The sequence below is a fragment of the Vibrio sp. SS-MA-C1-2 genome (assembly GCF_021513135.1).
Taxonomy (GTDB): Bacteria; Pseudomonadota; Gammaproteobacteria; order Enterobacterales; family Vibrionaceae.
Genome location: NZ_CP090981.1, coordinates 1,543,885 through 1,568,638, shown reverse-complemented (window position 1 = coordinate 1,568,638; position 24,754 = coordinate 1,543,885). Strand labels below are relative to the sequence as shown.

General features: G+C 39.0%; 16 protein-coding genes. 2 read left to right on the top strand and 14 right to left on the bottom strand.

All coding sequences use genetic code 11. The features are described from left to right. Positions 1-95 precede the first annotated feature (95 nt). From guaD to L0B53_RS11630, 10 genes are all read right to left on the bottom strand, one after another. Positions 96-1,412: a guanine deaminase gene (gene guaD / locus L0B53_RS11670; RefSeq protein ID WP_235059764.1), complete on the bottom strand. Its 1,317-nt coding sequence runs from the start codon at positions 1,410-1,412 to the stop codon at positions 96-98. A gap of 308 nt (positions 1,413-1,720) precedes the next feature. Beyond that, positions 1,721-4,597 (bottom strand): molybdopterin-dependent oxidoreductase Mo/Fe-S-binding subunit, encoded by a 2,877-nt coding sequence (locus L0B53_RS11665; protein WP_235059763.1) that lies wholly within the window; start codon positions 4,595-4,597, stop codon positions 1,721-1,723. After that, positions 4,597-5,241, bottom strand: coding sequence for a molybdopterin-dependent oxidoreductase FAD-binding subunit (gene ygfM / locus L0B53_RS11660; RefSeq protein WP_235059762.1), 645 nt, complete (start codon positions 5,239-5,241; stop codon positions 4,597-4,599). The genes L0B53_RS11665 and ygfM overlap by 1 nt, the downstream gene beginning before the upstream one ends. Beyond that, positions 5,241-5,375 carry a hypothetical protein gene (locus L0B53_RS19405; protein WP_260115545.1) on the bottom strand — a complete coding sequence of 45 codons (135 nt, stop codon included), beginning with the start codon at positions 5,373-5,375 and terminating at the stop codon, positions 5,241-5,243. The genes ygfM and L0B53_RS19405 overlap by 1 nt, the downstream gene beginning before the upstream one ends. Before the next feature lie 426 nt (positions 5,376-5,801). After that, positions 5,802-7,184, bottom strand: a complete 1,383-nt coding sequence (locus tag L0B53_RS11655; protein WP_235059761.1) for an 8-oxoguanine deaminase — start codon at positions 7,182-7,184, stop codon at positions 5,802-5,804. 87 nt (positions 7,185-7,271) lie between these two features. Further along, positions 7,272-8,654 carry a nucleobase:cation symporter-2 family protein gene (locus L0B53_RS11650; protein ID WP_235059760.1) on the bottom strand — a complete coding sequence of 461 codons (1,383 nt, stop codon included), beginning with the start codon at positions 8,652-8,654 and terminating at the stop codon, positions 7,272-7,274. A 396-nt stretch (positions 8,655-9,050) separates the two neighbouring features. Then, positions 9,051-10,424, bottom strand: a complete 1,374-nt coding sequence (locus L0B53_RS11645; protein ID WP_235059759.1) for a nucleobase:cation symporter-2 family protein — start codon at positions 10,422-10,424, stop codon at positions 9,051-9,053. Positions 10,425-10,530: 106 nt separating this feature from the next. Next, the gene (locus tag L0B53_RS11640) at positions 10,531-10,989 is read right to left on the bottom strand and encodes a (2Fe-2S)-binding protein (RefSeq protein ID WP_235059758.1); all 459 of its coding nucleotides are present in this window, start codon (positions 10,987-10,989) and stop codon (positions 10,531-10,533) included. A 13-nt stretch (positions 10,990-11,002) separates the two neighbouring features. Then, positions 11,003-14,227: a molybdopterin cofactor-binding domain-containing protein gene (locus L0B53_RS11635; protein WP_235059757.1), complete on the bottom strand. Its 3,225-nt coding sequence runs from the start codon at positions 14,225-14,227 to the stop codon at positions 11,003-11,005. A gap of 329 nt (positions 14,228-14,556) precedes the next feature. Further along, a complete protein-coding gene (locus L0B53_RS11630; RefSeq protein WP_235059756.1) occupies positions 14,557-15,228 on the bottom strand; it encodes an outer membrane beta-barrel protein in 672 nt (223 codons plus the stop codon). A gap of 270 nt (positions 15,229-15,498) precedes the next feature. Here L0B53_RS11630 and L0B53_RS11625 point away from each other — a divergent pair, with 270 nt between their 5' ends. Continuing rightward, positions 15,499-16,086: a DUF1439 domain-containing protein gene (locus L0B53_RS11625; RefSeq protein ID WP_235059755.1), complete on the top strand. Its 588-nt coding sequence runs from the start codon at positions 15,499-15,501 to the stop codon at positions 16,084-16,086. Positions 16,087-16,798: 712 nt separating this feature from the next. Here L0B53_RS11625 and L0B53_RS11620 read toward each other — a convergent pair. The 4 genes from L0B53_RS11620 to L0B53_RS11605 all read right to left on the bottom strand — a co-directional run bounded on the left by L0B53_RS11620 (position 16,799) and on the right by L0B53_RS11605 (position 23,009). Beyond that, positions 16,799-19,924 carry an FAD-binding and (Fe-S)-binding domain-containing protein gene (locus L0B53_RS11620; protein ID WP_235059754.1) on the bottom strand — a complete coding sequence of 1,042 codons (3,126 nt, stop codon included), beginning with the start codon at positions 19,922-19,924 and terminating at the stop codon, positions 16,799-16,801. A gap of 35 nt (positions 19,925-19,959) precedes the next feature. Beyond that, a complete protein-coding gene (locus tag L0B53_RS11615) occupies positions 19,960-21,594 on the bottom strand; it encodes an NUDIX hydrolase (RefSeq protein WP_235059753.1) in 1,635 nt (544 codons plus the stop codon). A 20-nt stretch (positions 21,595-21,614) separates the two neighbouring features. Then, on the bottom strand, positions 21,615-22,148 hold the full coding sequence (gene mog, locus L0B53_RS11610) for a molybdopterin adenylyltransferase (protein WP_235059752.1): 534 nt from the start codon (positions 22,146-22,148) through the stop codon (positions 21,615-21,617). Between the two features lie 129 nt (positions 22,149-22,277). Beyond that, complete coding sequence (locus L0B53_RS11605; protein ID WP_235059751.1) at positions 22,278-23,009, bottom strand: MaoC family dehydratase; 732 nt, start codon at positions 23,007-23,009, stop codon at positions 22,278-22,280. Between the two features lie 318 nt (positions 23,010-23,327). On the opposite strand from L0B53_RS11605, the gene asnS reads away from it, so the two are divergent. After that, a complete protein-coding gene (asnS, locus tag L0B53_RS11600) occupies positions 23,328-24,728 on the top strand; it encodes an asparagine--tRNA ligase (protein ID WP_235059750.1) in 1,401 nt (466 codons plus the stop codon). Positions 24,729-24,754: the final 26 nt, after the last annotated feature.

Genomic DNA, 24,754 nt, shown 5'->3' with positions numbered 1-24,754 from the left:
CGACGAAATTTATTTGCAAACAATAAATACCCTTAACTTTTTCATTGAATAAAAATTTATTAGCTTTATAAATTAATACTGAATACAATAACTATTTAGCCACGCTCATAAACTAAACGTCCATCAACATAAGTACGATAAATACTACGGTCATCACCTAATGTAATTAATACAAACAGTAGGTCTGCAAGATCTTTTGAGTTATCGGCACGTAATTGTTGAATGGGTGTTGCGTGAGGATCTAAAACCACTAAATCCGCTTCTTTACCATGATCAAAATTGCCAATGTAGTGGTCAAGAGATAATGCTTTTGCTCCACCCATTGTCGCCATATAGAACGCTTCATAAGCAGAAAGTCGTTGTTGTTGTAATTGTGCAACTTTATACGCTTCATTTAGCGTTTGTAACATATTAAAGGTTGTACCCGCACCAATATCGGATGCCATACCAACACGAATACGCTTATCTTTTGCATGTTGTAATTTAAATAGACCACTGCCTAAATAGAGATTCGAGGTTGGACAGAATGAGATAACTGATTGCGTTTCAGCCATGCAATCCCATTCTTCCTCTTCTAAATGAATACAGTGCGCAAAAACACTTTTAGGGCCTGTTAAACCATAATGATGATAAACATCTAAATACCCTTTTTGTTCCGGGTAAAGCTCTTTAACCCAAGCAATTTCATTTGGATTTTCACTAAGGTGTGTTTGAACATATGCATCTGGATACTCAGCTTTTAACTTACCCGCCATTTCAAGTTGCTCTGGGCTTGATGTTGGGGCGAAACGTGGCGTGATTGCATACTGTAAACGACCTTTATTGTGCCATTTTTCAATTAATGCTTTGCTTTGATCATAACTGGTTTGTGGCGTATCAAGAAGATAATCAGGTGCATTACGATCCATCATCACTTTGCCCGTGATCAGACGCATATTAATATTTTCTGCAGCAGTAAAAAGTGAATCAACAGACTCAGGGTGAACCGTACTAAAAACCAATGCTGTCGTGGTACCATTTCTTAATAACTGTTTAATAAAGAATGCCGACATTTCTTTTGCATACTCTTTATCACGGTAGCGCTTTTCAGTTGGGAAGGTATAATTATTTAACCACTCTAATAGTTGTTCACCATATGCGCCAACCATCTCAGCTTGAGGATAGTGCAAGTGGGTATCGATAAATCCAGGAACAATTAATTTACCACTATACGTTCTAATGCGTGTTCCTGCTGGAACTTTACCTTTTCCTTCCTCCCATGAACCAAACCACTCTACTTTACCATCACAAATAAGCATTAAGCCATCTTCGGTAAAGCGTAAATTCTCTTCAATTTCGGATGTACAATTGACCGCTTTCTTCATATCTAAGAAGTTACCACGAATCGCCTTTATTGAGTGCTCATGTACCATCTTTTTCTCCTGATTGTAGGCATTCACTATTATTTAAAATACACAACAGTAAATAAATATTAATATGCTTATACCCTAGCTACATTAATATCAATATAATTATTATTAATAACTCTAACTATTTCCGATTAAAATATTAGTTAACATTAAATAAGATAAATACCTAAAGATATATAACTAAATAAATAAAAACTAAAATATTAATTTTTTATTATATTTTATTAAAGTTAGTGGTATGTTATTTTTAATTGAAGTTGCAAGGTAATAAATTGCAACTCCAATTACTTTATATCGAGTATTAATTAGTGCTAAATTTTATTTAGACCACTTAATACTTTTTCTGGTGTAAAGTGCCAATCACGTAACCAAACACCACATGCATCATGAATCGCGGTTGCAATTGCTGGTGCCGCGCCATTAACACCAATTTCTGAAATAGATTTAGCACCAAATGGGCCCACTGGATCGTCACATGGGACTAATGTCGCTTTAAATTCAGCTGGAATATCACCGATTTTAGGTGCACCGTAAGATTTCAAATCAAGTGTGATAGGCACACCGTTATCATCATAAACAAGTTCTTCCGTCATACTGTGACCAATGGCTCGCATACTTGCACCATAAATTTGACCTAATGCCAAATCAGGGTTAATTGGTGTTCCACAATCAAGCAGTGCATGGAATTTATTTAGTTTGATCTCACCAGTACGGGTATTGACGGCCACTTCTACAAAGTTAGCACCGTATGGGAAAGCAAAATCAGACGTAATAAAACTGCCGCTGGTTAATAGCTGTCCCCAACCCTTACCACCTTCTGCTTTATGAGCAATTTCGGTAAAGGTAATAGACTTGCCTTCTTTCCCAACAACCGTTGCAGGGTATTCAATCGTTAAATCACTGACAGGTTGCTCTAATACATCCGCAGCACAGATAAGAATTCTCTCACGCATCGCTTCAACGGCTTTCATTGCTGCATTTCCTGAGAAACAAGTACCTGAAGATGCATATGCCCCTTTATCAAACGGACAGTGATCGGTATCCCCTGAAATCACCGTAATCTCGTCAAGTGGCATTTTCAATACATCCGCTGCAATCTTACTCACAACCAAATCTAAACCTGTACCCAAATCAGCACCACCAGAGTGAACGATTAACGTGCCATCAGAGGCCAGTTTCGCTTTACAGTTTGCTTGGTCAATATCAGGAATACCAGACTTCTGCTGAATAATCGCCGCACCACGTCCCACTTTCCAATCTTTGCCTAGATCAGGTTTAGCACTATCCCAACCAAACTCTTCACGACCAATTCGCATGACATCATCAAGAGCACAAGAGAGGACTTTTGGTGGCTCAGCAGGAAGATCACCTTCACCAACAGCACCTTTGATCTTAAGTGAATCGCCTAAGTGAACGCGGTTCTTCTCAATCATATCAACCAAATCAATATCTAACTCATCGGCTAACTCAGCGAGCATCATCGTTAATGCATAGACACCTTTAGGTGCGCCATAACCTTGATATGCACCAGTCGGACAGATATTTGAGTAGTAAGTTGTTACTTTGAAGTGAACATTATCCAATGGATACAACGGCAATGACAATGCAGGGCCATTTGATGGAACAGTTAAAGAGTGATTTCCGTAAGGGCCTGTATTTGCCAAGAAATCCATATCAATCGCGGTTAAAGTTCCATCTTTCTTACAACCAACCTTCATGTTGACTTTAGCGACGTGGCGAGTCGAACAAGCAATGAACTCTTCTTCACGTGTGTAGTGTAGATAAACAGGGCGTCCTGTTTTAAAGGTGGCATAAGCAGTAAGATCTTCAACTAAGATATCTTGTTTAGAACCAAAACCACCGCCTACACGCTCTTTAATAATGTGTACGCGATTTTGTTTAATACCTAATACTTTCGCAACTTGACGGCGAACATGGAATGGAACTTGAGTCGACGCATGCATTACAACTCGCTCACCATCCATATAGGCATAGCAGATGTGAGTTTCTGTCGGTGCTTGTTGAACCTGTTTTGATTCGTAAGTACGCTCTAATATAAGGTCAGCTTCTGCAAACCCTTTATCTACATCACCAATTTGCCCTTCTACCGACGCTGCAATATTTTTACGAGGCTCACAACCAATTGGGAAGTTGACAATCATTTTGCCTTCACGAGGATCTGCACCTTCATTTTGCTGTGCAAGATCTGCCGGCGCACCAGCAAGGTACTCAATAGGTTCATTATGAACTAACGGTGCATCTTCAGCACGTGCATCATCAATTGAGATAACCGCGGGAAGGACTTCATAGTCAACATCAATTAAGGCTAATGCTTGTTCTGCAATCTCAACATTTTCAGCAACAACGGCAGCAACACGATCACCAACATGACGCATCTTCTGACCAAACAGTTGACGGTCGAGTGGCGATGGCTCCGGTGCACTTTGACCACCCGGTGTATAAGAGACATCTGGGCCATTTTTATAACTAAATACCGCAACAACCCCTTCTAACGCTTCTGCCTTTGTCACATCAAGAGAAGTGATAAATGCATGAGGATGTGGACTGCGTAATACTTTCATCACACAAGAGTCAGCAGCAATACGATCTTCAACAAAACAAGGTTGTGCTTTTACCATTTGGAAAGAATCGCTTTTTGGCTCAACTTTACCAACAGCAAGTAACTCCTCACGAAACTCTGGAGCAAACGTCGCTTTATATTCAGGATCTTTTTGACGTTTTACGACGAGATCAACAACCTCATAAAATTGTTGATAACCTGCATCACGACTAAATAGTCCGGATAAGGCATCATCAATCTCTGTTCGATTTGGCGTTTGGATACGCTCAAAAAGATCCGTTAAAATTAATGCCGCAGCGGGGTCATTATAACCAGACTGAATCACACCAACATCGATCATCGCTTGTTGAACAATATTAAGTTGATTCCACTCACTCAGCGCCTCTGCCGTTTTGATCTCACCGCCTTCAATTTGTGCAGCGATTAATAACGAAGCATTGATAACAGTGCCATTAAACCAAATTGCATCTGAACCTGAAAAACCATAACCATTATCACTATCACGAACAGAGTGTAGCCCTAAACCATGAAGTAACTTCTGAACATTTTCACCGGCTTCACATTGAACGGTTTTAACTCTGCCATTAAGGGTAAATTGAAAGTCCATTATTTTCTCTCCTCTTGTTGTTGAGACTCAACAAGTAAGTCAGCAATAACGACACCAGCAATATATTTTTTATACTCAACACTTCCGCGTAAATCTTCAATTGGGAAAACAGAATCGGCTACCGCACGCTCTAAATCTGCCCCTTCAAGGTTTAATGCTTCAACATCTCTTAAACGTAACGCGTCTACACCCATGCCTGAAATTGCCATGATTGGGTGAGTTTGATCTTTTGGCAGGGATACTGCCGCCGTTAATACAGCCAGACCATCAGCATTACGAGTAATACGGTGTTGTGTACACGTCATTTGTGGTTCAGGTAAAATAATTTTTGTAATCAACTCTTTATTTTCACTCAGAATATAATCTTCAACGGTGATAATCTGTTCATCCGCTAATTTTAATTCTGCTTTTAACGCAACGAGAGTCGGTACTAACCCATTATCAACTTGATTAGCTGCGATTTCACCGCCTAACGTTGCTTGATTTCGAATATGTCGAGAATACGTAAATCCAGCCGCTTGCTGTAATGAGGTTGGTGTTAACTCATGATCACAAATTGCTTGTAATGTCATTGTTGCACCAATGTGTAACTCATCATCATTAATATGCACCTGATTTAGCTTTAGCGCTTGAAGAGCTATCACTACTTTTTTTCTGTTTTTGTTGGGGTTGCATTTAATTTTGATCCACCAGCAAAATAGATTGCATCATTTCCATACTGCTCTTTAAAAGCAACTGCTTCTAAAACAGATTGTGGCTTTAAATATTGTTCAATCATTTTTTCACCATTTTTATAATATTAAATATCAGTTTATCTAGTGAATTAATTGCAACATTTAAGCCAGAAATAAAATATAAATAGGAAGAAAATAGAAAACAGTGAAAAGGATCTTATTTGAAGAAAATTTAATCGGTTTAGATAACAAATATAACATAGATTTCTTGCTTTATAACAAAGATAAGATTAGAGCATTTACTTTCAAATGTTATTATTAAGTAAAATTAATAATATGAGACACATTGACGGATATATCAATGAAAAGAAATAGAGCTATCACAATGATAGCTCTGATAATTATCGTATCATTTTATACCCTTCAAACTTGAAGCGGTTAGGTTATTGACGGTGTTCACTCGACACAATCCTATCGTCGTTCGATACTCATGGAGCTTCGCTCATTTACCCGCTGACTAGCAACGCCAATTATTTTGGATATCGTTGCTGATATTTGTTAGCAATTTTCATTGCAGCCTGATGATGGCGAGCCATTAATTGCTCAATATCTACCCCAATCATCTGACCATCAGATACTTTCCACTGACCTGCAACCATCAATTTATCGGCTTGCTGTGCACCACATAAAATAAGGGCTGCTAATGGATCATGTGAACCGGAGAAACGAATATCGTCTAACTTAAACATCGCTAAATCAGCTTGTTGTCCCACTTCTAATGTTCCAATATCAGTTCGACCAAGACAACGAGCTGAACCTTGAGTCGCCCAGCGTAATGCATCGAAATGGCTAACATTCGCAGAACCATAACGAAGACGTTGCAAATACATCGCTTGACGCACTTCTGCAATCATATTTGAACCATCGTTTGAAGCGCTTCCATCAACACCAATTCCCACTTTAGCACCCGCCGCCTCAAGTTCATTGACGTGACAAATACCCGATGCCAACATCATGTTTGAGGTTGGACAGTGGCTGATCCCGACACCAGCAGCTCCAAGACGTTTGATCTCTTCAGAATTAAAGTGGATACCGTGTGCTAACCATGTTCTATCATGCAACCAATTGACCTCTTGCAGGTAATCCACAGGTCTTAGGCCAAAGCGATCAAGGCAGAACTGTTCTTCATCGATGGTTTCACATAAATGAGTATGTAACATCACTTGATGTTTTTCTGCTAAGTCGGCCGTCGCACGCATTAATTCAGTTGTCACTGAGAAAGGTGAGCAAGGTGCCAGCGCTATTTGAGTCATTGCGCCCGCTTCTCTTTGATGATAAGTGTTAATCAGACGCTCACTATCATCTAAAATCACTTGCTCCGTCTGAACTGTGTGCTGAGGAGGTAGCCCCCCTTGATCGACACCCAAGCTCATTGAACCACGAGTCAGTACCGCACGAACACCTAATTTTTTCACTACTTCAACTTGAACATCAATCGCATTTTCCATACCAGTTGGTACTAAATAATGATGATCTGATGCTGTTGTACAACCCGATAACATCAACTCTACCAAGGCAAGCTCTGTTGATAAAGCATGCATTTCAGGCTCTAGTTCAGCCCACACTGGGTAGAGAGATGTTAACCAGTTAAATAATTCTTTGTCTAAAGCGGTTGGGTACGCTCTGGTTAATGTTTGATAAAAATGATGATGGGCATTAATTAAGCCAGGAAGAACAACATGTTGCTCAGCATTGACGACCTCATCTATCGCAGTTGTTGGTTGGTCACCTAATTTAACCAACTCAACAATGATGTTGCCTTCAATAATAATGCCGCCAGCTGCTGTCTGATTATGTTCTTTTTCTATCCCAGTAAAAATTGCCAAAGGGTTTTTGATCCAAATGCGCTTCATCTTTTCTCCTTGGCTGGCTTAAAAAATAAGCCAGCCGATAGTTTTATTATCTTTGTAATTACAACTATTTCTAACTCATTCAATTTACTATACTTCTGATGGAATATGCACTTGAGGCTTATCCTCTTTTGCTGCCTTTTTCAGCATAGATGTTGCAGTAATTATCTCTTCATTATCTGGCGTAGATTTGCTCTTTGGAAGAATCAAATTCAATACGACTGTTGCCAGTGTGCCAGTTGTAATGCCTGAATGGAAAACCATTTGTAGATCAGGATGGAAGTGTTGTAATAAGTCTGGACGCATGGTTACCGCCATACCCGATGCTAAACCGACACAGATCACAATCGCATTACGACGAGAATCTGCAGACTGCATTAGCATACGAATACCTGCATAAGCTATCATCCCAAACATCACAAAACCAACACCACCCAATACCGGTTTAGGTACGGTCACAGCAAGCGCCGCAAATTTAGGAAAGATTCCCCCCAAAATAAGTAATGCACCTGTTCCTGCAACCACAAAACGACTTGCCACTCCACTAATACCAACAATTCCTACATTTTGACTAAATGTAGCAACGGGCATTGAAGTCATCAAAGCGCCAAATGTGCTACCCAAACCATCAACGAGTAATCCACGTTTCATGTCTTTACCGTCAAGTTTTTTATGACAACCATTTCCTAATGCCATAAAATCACCCATCGCCTCCGCAACAACCACAATATAAACCAAGCTCATACTGATAATTGCTGCTGGGGAAAAGGTTAAACCAAACTTAAGTGGCTCTGGTGCAGAGAACCAAGCTGATGAACCGATCTGAGAGGTATCCACCATTCCCATAGGAATCGCAATTAAATATCCCCCAACCAGACCAATAACAATTGCTGATGCTGCAATCGCACCTTTACAATAGACAGAAACCGCCATGACAATGGCTAAAGAGATAAAAGCTAAAAAGATGTTCTCTAATTGAGCAAATTCTGCGCTTCCCGCGGGTGCATCTCCAATCCAATCCATTGCAACTGGAAGTATGGTTAAACCGATTAAAGTAACCACGACACCACTTACTAAATTAGGGAAAAGCTTTCTAATTTGCGTCATATAAAAACTTGCAATAATCACGACAAAAGAGCCAACTAATGCTGCCCCCATTACGCCTGCAATACCATGTTGTAAGCCTATAGCAATTGATGTGCCTAAAAAGGCAAAGCTACAGCCCATTACAGCAGGAAGACGGATACCAAATTGCTTTCCAAAACCAAGACATTGAATAATGGTCACTACCCCTGAAACAAACAAGGCAGCGGAAATCAAACTAACGATATCTGCAGGAGCTAATCCAATCGCTCCTCCTACAATAAGTGGAACTGCAACAATACCGCCAATCGAGGCCAACATATGTTGTAGTGCTAAAAAAAGGCTCACGCCAAACGGTGGTTTTTCATTTAGAGTATAAAGTAACTTCATGTTTTACTATCCTTGACTTTACGGTATTTACCATTGAGAAAAAATAGTCATTAACCTGTCGATTAATCACGAACAAAATCTATATTTCACTCACTAATTGATGAGTGATCTTTTTATCTTTCATTACCCTGTTATTGAACCTGTTGTTTATTATTTACTCTGCCATAGACCTCCTTAGTCAATTATTTTAGGTATTATTAAAATTAACCTTTCTTTTTTAATCTATTATTTAACAAGAGAAAGAAGTAAATTCATTCAAATATTTATTTTATAATTAATAAAAATAAATATTATTGAAAAAAGAAAGAACCCAATTAAATGATAAGATTGAAATAAATAAAATTGACTAACCTTTATTAACCAATAAGGATTAAATTAATAAAGGTTGCATATTAATTATGCTTCCGTTGGGATTTGGGAAACTTTCTTGTTTTTAACCAGTATTGATTTTGCAGTTAATTCGGCATTATCATTTTCGCTGTCGATCTCTTTATCTTTAGGTAAGATTAAATTCAGAACAACACTCGCTGCAGTGCCTGTTGTGATACCTGAATGAAAGATCATTTTTAGATCATCAGGAAAGTGATTTAAAAGTTCTGGGCGCATAGTCACTGCAAGACCAGAAGCTAAACCAACACAGACAACAATCGCATTTCGACGAGAGTCAGCCGCCTGAACCATCATTCGAATACCAGCATAAGCAATCATGCCAAACATCACAAAACCAACACCACCTAAAACTGGAGGTGGAATAGTAATCGCTAACGCGGCAAATTTAGGGAAAAGACCAGCAACAATCAGTAACCCACCTGTTACGGCAACCACAAATCGACTTGCGACACCACTTAAACCAACAATACCGACATTTTGAGCAAAATTTGCTACTGGCATTGCTGACATTAAGGCACCAAAAGTACTGCCGAGACCATCAACAATCAGTCCACGTTTAAGATCTTTACCATCTAAATTTTTATGACAGTTTGCACCAAGGGCAACAAAATCACCCATCGCTTCTGCCACAACGACAATAAAAACTAAACTCATACTAATAATGGCTGGAATTGAAAAACTCAATCCATACTTTAATGGCTTTGGCGTTGCAAACCATTGAGCTTCTCCAATGCTCGCAACATCAACCATCCCCATCGGAATGGCAATGAGGTATCCACCAACTAAACCGATAACAATGGCAGAAGCCGCTATTGCGCCTTTACAGTAAACAGAAACAGCCATCACAATCGCTAATGACACGAAGGCTAAGAAAATATTCTTTGGCTGTGCAAACTCAGGACTATCAATCGGTGCATTACCGATCCAATCCATTGCAACGGGAAGAATTGTCAAACCAATTAAGGTCACAACGACACCACTGACAAGACTTGGAAATAACTTACGTAACTGAACCATGTAAAAACTTGAAAAAACAACAACTAAAGAACCAACAAGGGATGCACCCATGATGCCACTCATTCCGTGTTCTTGGCCTACAGCAATACAGGTTCCTAAAAAAGCAAAACTACAGCCCATAACAGCAGGTAAACGCACACCGAAAGGACCAATACCAAGACATTGAACAATTGTGACTGCACCAGATACAAACAGGGCAGCAGAGATTAAATTTATAACTTCATTTGGTGGTAATCCGATAGATCCCCCCACAATTAAAGGTACAGCGACAATACCACCAATAGAAGCAAGCATGTGCTGTAAGGCTAAAAGTAAGGTTAAACCATGTGGCGGTTTTTCATCTAGGGTATAAAGTAGCTTCATGTTTGTTTTCCTTAAACATATACATTAAATAGCTAACCACTATCTCAATCAAATCCAATAGGTTATATAATAAAGGCCACAGAACGCGGCCTTTATGGCAAATCAATTAAGCTTCAATAACAGCTCTTATCGATTTGATAATAGGTTGATATCCAGTACAGCGGCATAAATTACCTTCAAGTGCATCCATTAACTGTTCATCTGTTGGCTCTGGTGTTTTATCTAATAACGCTTTTGAGCTCATTAATACACCCGGAGTACAAAAACCACACTGCACACCGCCTGTTTCAACAAAAGAATCTTGTAACGCTTTTGCTAATGGATCTTCAGCCACCCCTTCGATAGTTGTAATTACAGCACCATCACATTGTGCAGCTAACACCATGCATGAACAGACAGAATCACCATTCATTATCACAGTACATGCACCACACTCTCCAACAGCACAACCTTCTTTGGTCCCTGTTAATTGCAGCTTATCGCGAACAAAATCCAATAAACGAACATTACCATCAACATCTACTGTCATCTGTTCATCGTTAATTGTTAATGTAATTTGTGTCATTTTTTATACCTTATTATTCTTGAATGAACTCATTAAGTAGATCGTTAAACATATTAATAAATACTGGCTTCTTATACGGAGCAGACCAACGTCCACCAATTGCCTCTTCTATCATGTCACTTAAACCACTGACAGCTATCGCCATTGTTTGTTGATTTAGTGGCTGATCTAAAAGAATTTCTTCAATAATATGTAGTCGCTGTGGCTTGCTAAATAATGCTCCATCCACAAGACGACAGTAATCAACAATCCCCTGTTTATTCACACCAATCGTAGCGGTTAAGCTTTGACGTGTGATATTCAATGCATTGCGACGACCAAGTTGGCTGTAACGTTGCTGAACATGAGTTGGCATTCCTTTTGAAATCTTAACGGCCGTTAAAATCTCATCTTGTTGTAATAAAGTACGATACCCACCGATAATAAAGTCATCCAGAGCTAACCAGCGACTTTCTATTGCTTGGGTACTCAAATTAAAACGTGTTAATTCAACTTCTGAACCATATATAACTAAAGGTGGAACAGAATCAGCACAAGGTGCCGCATTAACAATATTTCCGCCAACAGTTGCACGGTTACGGATCTGGTTTGAACCGACGGTATGACACGCTGTTGCTAATAGCGGGAAACACTCTTGAATTGATGGATGGTCAGTTAACTTATTAAAGACGACACCAGAACCAATGATAATTGCTTCTGCTGTTTCTGTAATTTGAGTTAACTCTTTCATACCCGCAATATTAATTAAACTTTGTGGTTTATTTTCTAAACGCCCTTGAACAAGCACGTCTGTACCACCAGCAATTAATTTCCCTTTTCCTTCCGCAAGCAATGTTAATGCTTCTGTTAAGCTTGCAGGATTCTGAATAGAGAGTTGATTCAGACGATGAACCTGCTTCTTATCACCTGTTGAAGCTAGAATCTCACTTTGACGAGCAGGCTTCTTCAGGTTATAACCTAAAGTCACTTGCTCTAAGGTTAATGGTAATTGACGATGACGAGTATTGGTTGCAAAGCCCACTGCATTGTTAATTGCAGCAGCCACTAACTCAGTTGCTGGTTCACCAATACTCTTTGCTCCAAATGGGCCACCTGGATCTGGGTTTTCAACCGCAATCACATTAATTGGTGGAACATCTTTAATCGTTGGTAGTAGGTAACTATCGAAGTTTTCTGATTTCACTTCACCATGGGCAATATTGTAATCTTCAAGAATACCCATACCGATACCCTGAGCGATACCACCAGAAACTTGACCTTCAAAGCCAACAGGATTAATCACTTGACCCACATCATGAACGGCGGTGATATCATCAACCGTCACTTTACCGGTACTTGAATCAAGCGTTAAATCAACCACCTGACAACCATAAACCCAAGTAAAATACGGGCTACCATTGCCCTCTTCTTCATTCCAAGAGATCTCTGGTTGATCAAACCAACCATAAGCCGCAAGGTTAACCCCCGCCCACTTGGTTTTATCTGCCGCATCCGCAAAAGAGATTGATTTAGTGCTATCGTTAGCATTAAAAATCATGCCCTCTTTCCACACCGTATCTTCTAACTTATCAGCTGCAACAATAGATGAAATCACAGAAAAAATGCGCTTTTTCACTATTTCAGCAGCATTCTTAACTGCATTACCACCGGTAATCGTTCCGCGAGAAGCAACCGTTGGACCACCGTCAGTAATCATTGATGTCTCGGGTTCAGTAAAGATCACACTAGAAAGATCAACACCTAATGTTTCTGCGGTAATCAATGCCATGGTGGTTTGCAGACCTTGGCCGTTTTCACACACGCCCGTTGAAACATTGATGCTGCCATCTGGGTTTACACAAACAAGTGCCGATGACGTATCCACGCCTTCAGCGCCTAATGAACAACCACGGTAACTCAATGCTAAACCGATGCCTTTCTTAATCGGGTTTTTCTGCTTATTAAACGCTTCATACTCTCTGCGACGCTCAATATAATTTGATGCGTCAATCGCTTTTTGCATCACTTCATCAGCAGAAACGGTATGCTTGTTAAATACTTGACCTGTAATACTGGTGCTATCTTGCTTCAGAACATTACGTTGACGAACGTCGAAAGCAGAAATATTCACATATTCAGCAATTTCATCCATAAGCGATTCATTGGCATAAACAATCTGTGGCGAACCAAAACCGCGCATTGCTGATGTATAACTGTTGTTGGTATAAACACCGGTAATATCGATACGAACATTTTCAATCTCGTAAGGACCCGCAGCCTGTACCGAGCTGCGCCATGTGACAAATGGGGTTGCCGCCGCATAGGCACCACTGTCAGCAATGATATTAATTTTCATTGCTGTAATTGAACCGTCATCATCAAAACCGACTTTATAGTCCATAATATATGGATGACGCTTCGGACTCTCAATAATTGATTGTTCACGAGTATAAGTAAATTTCACTGGTCGTTTCGTCAATGATGCCATTAGCGCAGTACGACAAGCTAAGTGGTCAATGGTGTCATCCTTACCACCAAATGAGCCACCCATCACAGAGCGTTTTACATTAATATTCGCTTGAGGAAGATCTAAATAGCTCGCAATAAACCCACGAACTTTATGAGGATTTTGAATCGAACCTGCGACAATAAGTGCACCCGATGTTGGATCAGGGTACGCAGTGACTGACTCTGGTTCTATATAAGCATGCTCTTGAAATCCGACTTCAAATCGACGTTCAATCACATGTTTTGATTGAGCAAACCCAGCATCAATATCACCTTTTACTGTATGATGTTTTGCGACAATGTTGTTCTCTTTTTCGCTATGGACGCATCGACAAGATGGATCAAGAGCAGCAACAGGATCTGATACAGGTTGTTTTGCTTCATATTCAACGTCAATTAAATCAGCAGCACGACATGCTGCCTCATATGTTTCTGCAGCAACGATGGCTAAAACGTCACCACTAAAAACCACTTCATCGTTAACTAGTGGTAGATAATCTCGGATCATAACCCCGACATTAGGGTCTCCAGGAATATCTTGATAAGTTGCAATTCTCACTACACCGTCAACTGCCTTCGCCGCTTCAGTATCTATGTTTACAACTTTCCCTGCAACAATATCGGTATAACGGCACACACCATAAAGCATACCTGGCATATTGATGTCATTACCGTAGATTGCAGACCCTTTTACTTTCGCTAGACCATCCACTCTGGCGACAGGTTTCGCTAACTGTTCAAATTTATTCACATTAATTCCTTTTTTAATTAATAAAAATTAAATAAATATTATTAATGCTTTCATTCCCTTTACTCACACCAATACTCATTACTTTTTTCATTAACGTAAACATTGCAAGAACTGAACCACTTGTAAAAAACGAAGCAATATTTAAGAGATTTTGTGATTTACAACGACAATAAAAAATTGTCATGATGAAATATATAAATTATCTATTTCACTAATTTTGATCACTATCACAATAACTTAAATAATATAAAAACAAAATTTTTGCTCTATCTATCAATTTGATTGATGACGAAACCAGTATCAATTATCAAAATGATACCGCAAAATTATCACTTCAATAAATAGCCAAAATAATGACCAACCATCATATTTAAACCAATAAACTCACTGTTAAAACTAGAGAGCTCACCACGAAAAAACCAAGATGAACCTTGTGGACGCCATTGAACCCCTCCAGTCCAAACCAACTGGACCTTACGTTTTTGTCGGTAGTTAAATGCATTGTTTTTAACCGAGTTATCGATATAACCAAACCCCGCTTTTATATAAGGGTTAAATGTTAAATCGGGTATAGGCTTGAGAAAAAAGTAGCCCGCATCTAACTGATAAGCATTATACTTAATTGAACTAACCAACTTACCTGCAGAGTGAACGGGCATCTCGCCACCTTGAATATATGCCAACTCAGTAAATAATTTTTCCGTAAAATGATAGCCAGCACTCGCTTGCCAACCTAGAGCCAATTCAGGGGCACTATTCCAATCTCTCGGTAACTCTTTACTATTTAATAATGATAAACGCCCGCCAGCAACAATATAGGGACAAGATGAAAACTCACCATAAAAACTATAATTACAAATCGACTTTACCATTGGATCAGTGATGTAGGGAATAGCATCAAATCCAAGTTCCTGATCAGATAGCCGACTGATTTTTAGATCTTGATTTTCCATTTTGATAGATGAAGAAACGATTGATGAAAAAACAATTGATAAGAACATAATTAATGATAAAAAATATTTAATGATTAATCGGTTTATAATGGCTAAAAAAACTAATACGCTATTCAAAAACTGCGGATAATAGAAATGATTCATAGTTTTACGCTACACTGATAAAAGCAACCAGTATGTAATTCAACTGAAAATATCACTCCTCCTTATTGAGTCATTTGTAATAATGAGGCAGGAAATAAACATTAATAATGATTAGTTAATACACGATCAATCGCCGTTACCATGAATCATTTTTATATGGAGTTTATCAATTAAATGAATATCAAAAATATCTTCGTTTTTCAGTCAGACAGTCACTTTCAATCAATTAAAGTGGTACTCGTAACCCTGGTCCTTTTTTTATCAGGGTGTGCAAACTATTCTGTTTCTGAGTCGGAAGTCCAACAGTACCTCAGTCAAAAAGTAAAGCTTGACCATTCAGTAGGTGTACCTGGTTTAATGAGTGCAAACGCTAAAATAAAAGAGCTCGAAGTCGGGATAGGAAGAATAGATAAAGATAGAGTTAATGTGATTGCGGATATTCACGCAAATGTCCAATTGCTCGGGCAATCAAGTAAGGAAACAGATATCAATATTGGATTTGACGCGATCCCATTTTATAATCAAGACGAAGGTGCTATTTATCTTAAACAGTTAGAGTTAAATTCATTCAGTGTGACGCCAGAGAAATATAGATCAACAGCAAAAGAAATAACTGAGCCTGTTATTTCAATGTTACGACTCTATTTGTCTGAAAAACCAATTTATAAACTTAATGATAAAAAAACAACAGAATCACTAATTAAAGATGCTCAGCCTCAGCTTAAAATAGAAAATAATAGCTTAGTGATATCAGTTGAATAAAAGAATCAAAATAACTAATAGAAAGATATAGATACTGATGATTAATTGTAATCATCAGTATTTACACTCTCAAATAAAACCCCCTAACCCACTGGTTTAGAGACAATAAAAACGACATTATCAGAGTAACCATGCTATTATCAAGGTAATTAAAATGTTACCAGTAAGCTGCCTTAATAATGCTCAATGTTAAAACGGAATTAAAACTTGCTATTTTTACACTTCTTTTATTATTATTAACGTCGAATAGACCTTATCCAATAGAACCTGCTTCAATTATATATTTAACGTTTAGTTTTCTCGTTATTTTATTTGGCATGGCTATATTCATCTTGCTTCATAATAATAAGATCAGTCTCTTTTATGGGGTGGGATTATTTATTAAACTAATTTACGCCACTTATTATGGCTATAATTTTGGCATGGTGCAAAACATCGGGTCGACCATTTTTATATCTCTTTTTTACTTTGGTTTTATGGCTATAATGACTTATTTTAAGTATACAAACAGAAAACAAAAACCACTTTGCTCTCTGTCTGAATCACAATCATAATAAATATTCTATGCCTAAAATAATTGGCGTTGCTAGTAGGCGGCCAATGAGTGAGGCCCCATGAGTATAGGAGTACTCTATGATTGGGGCGAACGAGTGCAGCCAACAACCTAGCAACTTCAAGTATGAAGGGGATAGGCGTTCACTGGAATCTTCCTTCAAATATTACTCAGTAATACTTGTAATGGATGTTGAAAGTTCACACCCTCAAAACGTTTAACTTGACTACGACAAGAGTAGCCTGTCGACATACAACGCGTTTTATCTAACAAATCCATTTGAGGTTTCCAACTTAAATTGTAAATATCTTGAGAGGTTTTTCGGTTTTCTTTCTCATGCCCAAAGGTTCCTGCCATGCCACAACATCCTACTGGAACGGTTTGTAATGTTAAGCCAAAATGGGTAAAGATTGCACCCCACTCTTGTTCAGCATTGGGGAGTTTGGTTTTTTCTGTACAGTGAGCAAAAAGATACCAAGGTTTATTTTCAGTCTCATTACCGTTATTTTTCTCGGTGTTATTACCTGTAGTTGCTGAACTCATCGTTGAATCAACAAGGTTAGGTATATTAGGCAATCTCGGTTGCAGCCATTCATGAACGGTTAAAACAGCAAACTCTCCGCGTAGCACTCCCAAGATTTCTTGGTACTCATCACGATAACAAAGCACCAAAGCAGGATCGACTCCAACCATAGGAATGCCTAAATTGGCAACTTGATTCAAGAATTGAGCCGTGGTTTGAGCCGTTGTTTTAAATTGAGCTAAAAATCCTTTCACATGTTGTGCTTTACCATTAGGTTTGAAGGGTAATAAAACAGGTTTTTTACCTAATTTAACCGCCAATGTCATAAAATCAGCCACGACACCTGCATCATAATAGCTAGTAAACGGATCTTGAACGACCAGTAAATAATTTTCTCGTTCACTTGATGATAACTCTCTTAATTTCGCTAGATCAAAATCGATAATTCCATTGTTATCGCTGATTTGCTGCGTTAACGTTGGAATAGAGAGCTCAGGAGTATCGACATAACCGATACTGTTTTCAGTAACATAACTGACTAATTTATTCTGAGTGACCTTATTTGACCATTTAGCCGCCTTTGCCATTAATGGGAGATAGCTCTCAACATTAGCAACCAAGTAATCTTTAAATGGACGTGGATATTTACTGTAATAGAGATTAAAGAAGCGAGATCGAAAACTTGGTACATCCACACTAATTGGACATTGGCTTGCACACGCTTTACACGCAAGGCAGCTATTCATCACCTCTAATACTTGATGAGAAAAATCAAATTGATCACGCTTTTTATTTGCTTTGAACTTATTAATAATCTGTTTGATCGATGGACGACCTTGGCTAACAGATTGCTCTAAAGCATTAATATCAACCCCTTGCTCTGAAAGTTGACGTAACCACTCCCTCATCATTGTTGCTCGCCCTTTTGGTGATTGACGACGGTCACCACTCACCTTCATTGACGGACACATTGGTGAGTTTTTATCGTAATTAAAACAGAGACCATTACCGTTACACTCCATAACCTGCTTAAAACTATCACGAACAGTTACGGGGATTTGTCGATCATAAAAACCACGTTTAACCGCATTAACTGATGCCAACTTGTCATTTCGATCTAAAGGAGTACAAACTTTACCGGGATTCATCTGATTATGGGGATCAAACGCTGTTTTGATCCGACGTAATTGAGAAAAAAGCGAATCACCAAAAAACTCAGGTCCATATTCAGAGCGGAAACCTTTACCATGCTCTCCCCACATTAATCCCTTATATTTAGAAACCAGTTGTACCACTTGGTCAGAGATTTGATGAAGGAGTTGCTCTTGATGTGGATCACAGAGGTCTAAAGCGGGACGAACATGAAGTACACCAGCATCAACATGACCAAACATCCCATAAGCCAAATTGTGACTATCAAGTAGCTCTCTAAATTCAGCAATAAAGTCAGCAAGATTTTCTGGTGGCACACACGTATCTTCCGTAAAAGCAATCGGCTTTTTACGTCCTTTTGTCGCGCCTAATAACCCCACTGATTTTTTTCGCATGCCATAGATTTTATTGATACTCGCGAGATCATCACAACATTGATAACCAATAATTCCCGCTTGTTGATTCTCCAACATCAGCTCTAGCTTATCCGTTAATTTAGTCACTTTCTGTTGAATATCTGATTCTGAATTACCCGCAAATTCAACAATATTTAACCCTTGCAGATCCGCTCCCGGTACATCGGTAATCAACTCTTTGACCGAATGCCAAACGATGTCTTGTTTTGCGAGATTCAAAACGCGAGAATCAACTGTCTCAACAGACAAAGCATCCGCTTCAACCATCATTGGTGCATTTCGCAATGCAGAATCAAAGCTGTCATATTTAATATTGATCAGCTTTCTGACGGTGGGAATCGGTGTAATATTAAGTTTTGCTTCAGTAATAAAAGCCAAAGACCCTTCTGAACCACAAAGAATTCGACCAATATCAAAATGCGTCATTGCCTCATCATAAGGATGTTGCAGATCATAACCTGTTAAAAATCGGTTAAGCGGCGGGAATTTAGCAACAATTTCAGCACGATTATCACGACAAACATCGGATGAGACTTTCATTGCCGAGCTTGCTCGTGTCTGTTCACTACTCTGTTCTCTGATTTGTAATTCAGTTAAAGGTTGGGTATCAATAATCGAACCATCAATTAAAACCGCTTTTAGTCCTAAAACATGATCTGAGGTTTTCCCATAGTAGAGTGACCCTTGCCCAGATGCATCGGTATTAATCATCCCACCTAACGTTGCACGATTGCTGGTAGAGAGATCGGGAGAGAAAAAATATCCATGTGGACGTAGTACATCATTAAGTTGATCTTTGACGACGCCAGCTTCAACTTTGACCCACTGTTCTTCAAGATTAATCTCAATAATATGTTTCATATGACGAGATAGATCGACAACCACACCTAAGGTTAATGATTGCCCATTAGTCCCCGTTCCGCCGCCTCGTGGAGAGAATGTCACATCAGAGAATTGTTCTTGTTTGGCTATTTCACCAATTAAAGAGACATCTAAGGTTGTTTTTGGTAATAAGATCGCTTGAGGAATTATTTGATAAACACTGTTATCCGTTGCTACCGCTAAACGACTACTAAATGACGTTTCTATGTCGCCACTAAATCCAGTGAGAGCTAATTGTTGTAGATACTCTTGTACAAAAATAGGTAATTGGGGTTGTTCTTTGAGAGTGGGCAGTTGCTCAGCCAGTGCCATAACGATTCCTTGTATTCTTTGCTCAACCTTAAGCGTTATGACACTTTACCTGACGAACGAAAAAGAGACAAATAACTTCTTGTCGCCCAACTGGTTATCCAATTAATGAATATTAATCCAGATAAAATATCGATGGGGATAACGATGGTCGCATCACTGAATGGTGACTGAACTAGACTAAAAAAACTTATTATTATCACAACACCCATTAAGCGCCATAAACCCATAAAGGGTAAATAACGATAATGCTGTTCTAGCCTATTTTGTTTAGATTCAAATTGCATTTTTATTTGAGTTAAGAAAATAAAGATAGCAATAACCATGATGCACAAATGAGAAATCAGATGCGTTTTGATCCCTAAGAAACCAGCGATCAGTGCCAGTATTAGCCAACAATAAGGTAAAAAGTAAGTCGGAAAATAACAACGAAACAACGGATATAACCCAGCCGCTATAGATCCAAACAATAATGATACCGCAATATCAACCACATCATTAACACCTAATAATAGAACAAAAAAAGATTGAAAGATTAAAATGGCAGCCACAACTTTAAGAAACCCCCTCTCTTCCGCTACCTTGTTACAGCGATAGATCAGAATAAAAATAAAACTTAATAATAAGGTGGTGCTATTCGGTAAGGAGTAACCCCAAGCCGAGATCTGTTGGAGTGTATTGTCACTATAGAATGGCCTCAATTTTGCGATAAATTGCTGTAAAACGGGAATGACCACCAATAATGATAAAGTATAAAAGAGCAACAGATTTTGATGCTTTATTGCAGACTCTTGATCTTTTTCAATCACTCTTTTCATCAATAATAAAGTAAAAACCAGCCAAAAAATAAGATTAGCACCAAGAATAGTTTGACTAAAAAAAGCATTTAATCGTAATAAATAAACATGCATTTCGTTAGCAACATAGTCTGGAACATTATCGTCCAACCAACTCAATATGGTTCTTTGTAAATCAATTAAGTAATGGTTTATATATAACGCTTGATCGCCAAATAAAGAGCCAGAAGCATTAATGTGACTCTCACTCACTCTGCTCTCTATTGAATTTTTTAACCAAACATTAAGGTGTTGGTACTGCTCAGGAAAACGATATTGCTGTAATGAAATAGCGTTGGGATTAATAAGCTGACTATTCTTAACCTCAATGCCGTAATGTTGTCCAACTGATGCGACAAGAATACCTTGATAAAGAGACGCTGAAAATAAAGAAGAGGAAGAAAATGAAGGCAGAATCGCTATCGGTTGATCGCTAACACAGTTGTAAATTGCAGCTTGATTATCAACCATTAATAATCTCACCGCATTGACCCGAATACCGATCTCTTCTAAGACTTCTCGCTCTGCACTTTGAGCTGGGGACTCTCCTTTATCTCTGCCACCACCGGGCAGTGCTAATTTACCTGTAATCAGTTCATCAACCATTAACAACGTATTACCGACACGAATAACACAAACCCCGGCTTTGATATCATTATTTGATAGATCACTCGGATTCATGACTGCATAGTTTGATTGAGTCGATAAACCTTGCTGAGTTACGGCTAAAACTAAAGAGGAATGAAATAGAAAAGAAATGGGTATAGTGAAAAAACAGAATAAAAGAAAAGCCCTCAATTTCATCTCTACATGCGAAGATAAAATTAAGGGCTTCATCAAATTAAAATCTAAATGATCTATTTAGCTTTTGGACGGAATGGCTTAATGACTGACTCATCACACTCAAGGAAAGGGCCATCCATCAGATCAATACAGTAAGGAACCGCAGGAAATACCGCATCTAAACATTCACGGATAGATTTTGGTTTACCTGGTAAGTTAATAATTAAGCTATCACCACGAAGTCCTGCTGTTTGACGAGAAAGAATCGCTGTTGGTACAAACTTTAATGACTCTGTACGCATTAGCTCACCAAAACCTGGCATCATACGATCACAAACTGCTTCAGTTGCTTCAGGGGTCACATCACGTTTAGCTGGACCTGTGCCACCGGTTGTGACGATTAAACTGCAGTTATCTTCTTCTGCCATTTTGATTAGAGTGGCTTCAATCACATCTTGCTCATCGGGGATTACCTGATAAACTGGTTCCCATTCGGACGTCAAGTATGCATTCAACGTTTCGATAATTGCGGGGCCAGAAATATCATCATAGATCCCTACACTTGCACGATCACTGACAGTTACAATACCAATTTTAGCTACACTCATTTATTAATCCTTCTTTCTATTGAATAGGTCGTTAATACTATTATTAATTCAGGTTAATTTAATCTTAAACAATAACATTGATAAAATCATTAACTCTCTGTTTTTCACTGCATTTAATATTAAAATAGCTTAAAAGTAGAGCCGAACAACAGACTCAGTCACACAACCAGGTCGACGAACCCCTTCAATTTCAATAAAGATCTCTTTGGTTAACTCTAATCCTCGACGAATCGGTGTTACTCCCGTCAATTTACTACGCGCTCGGATACGATTATCTACTTTGATTGGATATGGGAAGCGAACCTGATTTAACCCATAGTTAACCGTCATTTTAGCCGTCGGATACTGTGGGTTTTTAGGATCAACGGATTCAGTTAACACAGGAAGCAGTGAAAGTGTTAAGAAACCATGAGCAATCGTTGTTTTAAACGGTGACTCTAATGCTGCTCTTTCTGGATCATTATGAATCCATTGTTGATCTTCGGTGACATCAGCAAAAGAATTGATTTTATCTTGTGTGACTACCATCCAATCACCCACATGGATTTCTTCACCAATTAATTCAACTAGCTCTAAATAGACCGCTTCAGCTTTTGGATCAACGGTGACTGTTTTGGGCTTTTCAGTGACTTTTTCAGACTCTTCTTGCTCAGGATGCGTTTGCTTCTCATGATTAGTCACCAGTTTATGATTTTCTTGTACCCAATGCGCTAACTGGCTATGGTGAGCTTTGGTTAAAAAATCGACCCAGTAGTCACGTAAAGTTGGCGATAACCAATCTTTTAATTCATTAAATTCAAATGGCGTCTTCTTTTGCGCAAGCTCTGAGCCTTTTCTTCTAATATATTTGACTACTTTCATTTGCATACAAAACCTTTATTCTCATCGTACCAGTTTAAGGAGGAGTATTTTAACCATGTCTGAAGAGATGGCAAATAATTATCTCCTTAATTTATTATATATTATAAAAAGTTTAGACGAAGTTGATAAAAATAGGGGTATAAAATGCCGTTCGCGTAGTTATTAATCAACAAAATTCCAATTTTCTTATTTTTTTCACTAATATCGGCTTCTATTGACTTCAAGGCTTGCAGGTTACGTTGGGAAAGGTAATATTAACCACTGACAGATTAATTAAAGATGTACTTACATGTACAAAGACGGAGAATAACTCTAATTATGACTTACGCGCCTGTAAAAGACGTACTGCAAGGCCAATGCGCTGTTGATACAGAAGTAACAGTTCAAGGCTGGATCCGTACTCGTCGAGATTCTAAAGCTGGTATCTCATTCCTTGCTATTTATGATGGCTCTTGTTTCGACCCGATTCAGGCCGTGGTTCCTAATGAACTCAATAATTACCAAGATGAAGTATTAAAACTCACCACGGGTTGCTCTGTTGAAGTAACCGGTAAGATTGTTGAGTCTCCTGCGAAAGGTCAAGACTTCGAACTCGCAGCAACTAACGTTAAAGTTGTTGGTTGGGTTGAGGACGCTGATACTTATCCAATGGCTAAGACACGTCACTCTATCGAATACCTTCGTGAAGTTGCTCACCTACGTCCACGTACAAATGTGATTGGCGCAGTAGCACGTGTACGTAACTGTCTATCTCAAGCGATTCACCGTTTCTACCACGAACAAGGCTTCTTCTGGACTTCTGCTCCGCTTATCACGGCATCTGATGCTGAAGGCGCTGGTGAAATGTTCCGTGTATCTACGTTAGACATGGAAAATCTACCTCGCACTGACGAAGGTAACGTTGATTTCAATGAAGATTTCTTCGGTAAAGAAACGTTTCTAACCGTATCTGGTCAACTTAATGCTGAAGCTTACGCTTGTGCCCTAAGCAAGGTTTACACATTTGGCCCAACCTTTCGTGCCGAAAACTCAAACACCAGCCGCCACTTAGCGGAGTTCTGGATGGTTGAACCTGAAGTTGCGTTTGCAGACCTCGACGATGTCGCGAAACTTGCTGAAGACATGCTTAAATACGTTTTCGCCGCGGTTCTTGAAGAGCGTCGCGATGACCTTGAGTTCTTCGCTTCTCGCATCGACAAACAAGCAATTACACGTCTAGAGCAATTCGTTGACGCTGATTTCGCACAAGTTGATTACACTGACGCAATCCAAATTCTACTAGACTCTGGTAAGAAGTTTGAGTTTGACGTTGAGTGGGGTATCGATATGTCATCTGAACATGAACGCTACCTAGCTGAAGAGCACTTTAAAGCGCCGGTTATCGTTAAGAACTATCCGAAAGACATCAAAGCTTTCTATATGCGCTTAAACGACGACGGCAAAACAGTGGCAGCGATGGACGTACTTGCACCAGGTATCGGTGAAATCATCGGCGGTGCACAACGTGAAGAGCGCCTAGACATTCTAGATGAGCGTATGATTGCGATGGGCATCGATCCTGAACACATGAGCTGGTACCGTGATTTACGTCGTTACGGCACAGTTCCTCATGCTGGTTTTGGTCTTGGTTTTGAACGTCTTGTCTCTTATGTGACAGGTATGGGTAACGTACGTGACGTGATTCCATTCCCACGTACTCCTCGTAGCGCATCATTCTAATTGAACTTAGTGCTTAATAACTAGTC

What these genes read in the sequence shown, in the direction of transcription:
- L0B53_RS11640 (WP_235059758.1), bottom strand. Translation starts at nt 10,989, where the DNA reads ATGACACAAATTACATTAACAATTAACGATGAACAGATGACAGTAGAT.
- guaD (WP_235059764.1), bottom strand. Translation starts at nt 1,412, where the DNA reads ATGGTACATGAGCACTCAATAAAGGCGATTCGTGGTAACTTCTTAGAT.
- L0B53_RS11620 (WP_235059754.1), bottom strand. Translation starts at nt 19,924, where the DNA reads ATGGCACTGGCTGAGCAACTGCCCACTCTCAAAGAACAACCCCAATTA.
- L0B53_RS11605 (WP_235059751.1), bottom strand. Translation starts at nt 23,009, where the DNA reads ATGAAAGTAGTCAAATATATTAGAAGAAAAGGCTCAGAGCTTGCGCAA.
- L0B53_RS11645 (WP_235059759.1), bottom strand. Translation starts at nt 10,424, where the DNA reads ATGAAGCTACTTTATACCCTAGATGAAAAACCGCCACATGGTTTAACC.
- mog (WP_235059752.1), bottom strand. Translation starts at nt 22,148, where the DNA reads ATGAGTGTAGCTAAAATTGGTATTGTAACTGTCAGTGATCGTGCAAGT.
- L0B53_RS11665 (WP_235059763.1), bottom strand. Translation starts at nt 4,597, where the DNA reads ATGGACTTTCAATTTACCCTTAATGGCAGAGTTAAAACCGTTCAATGT.
- L0B53_RS11655 (WP_235059761.1), bottom strand. Translation starts at nt 7,184, where the DNA reads ATGAAGCGCATTTGGATCAAAAACCCTTTGGCAATTTTTACTGGGATA.
- L0B53_RS11615 (WP_235059753.1), bottom strand. Translation starts at nt 21,594, where the DNA reads ATGAAGCCCTTAATTTTATCTTCGCATGTAGAGATGAAATTGAGGGCT.
- L0B53_RS11650 (WP_235059760.1), bottom strand. Translation starts at nt 8,654, where the DNA reads ATGAAGTTACTTTATACTCTAAATGAAAAACCACCGTTTGGCGTGAGC.
- asnS (WP_235059750.1), top strand. Translation starts at nt 23,328, where the DNA reads ATGACTTACGCGCCTGTAAAAGACGTACTGCAAGGCCAATGCGCTGTT.
- L0B53_RS11630 (WP_235059756.1), bottom strand. Translation starts at nt 15,228, where the DNA reads ATGTTCTTATCAATTGTTTTTTCATCAATCGTTTCTTCATCTATCAAA.
- L0B53_RS19405 (WP_260115545.1), bottom strand. Translation starts at nt 5,375, where the DNA reads ATGATTGAACAATATTTAAAGCCACAATCTGTTTTAGAAGCAGTTGCT.
- L0B53_RS11625 (WP_235059755.1), top strand. Translation starts at nt 15,499, where the DNA reads ATGAATATCAAAAATATCTTCGTTTTTCAGTCAGACAGTCACTTTCAA.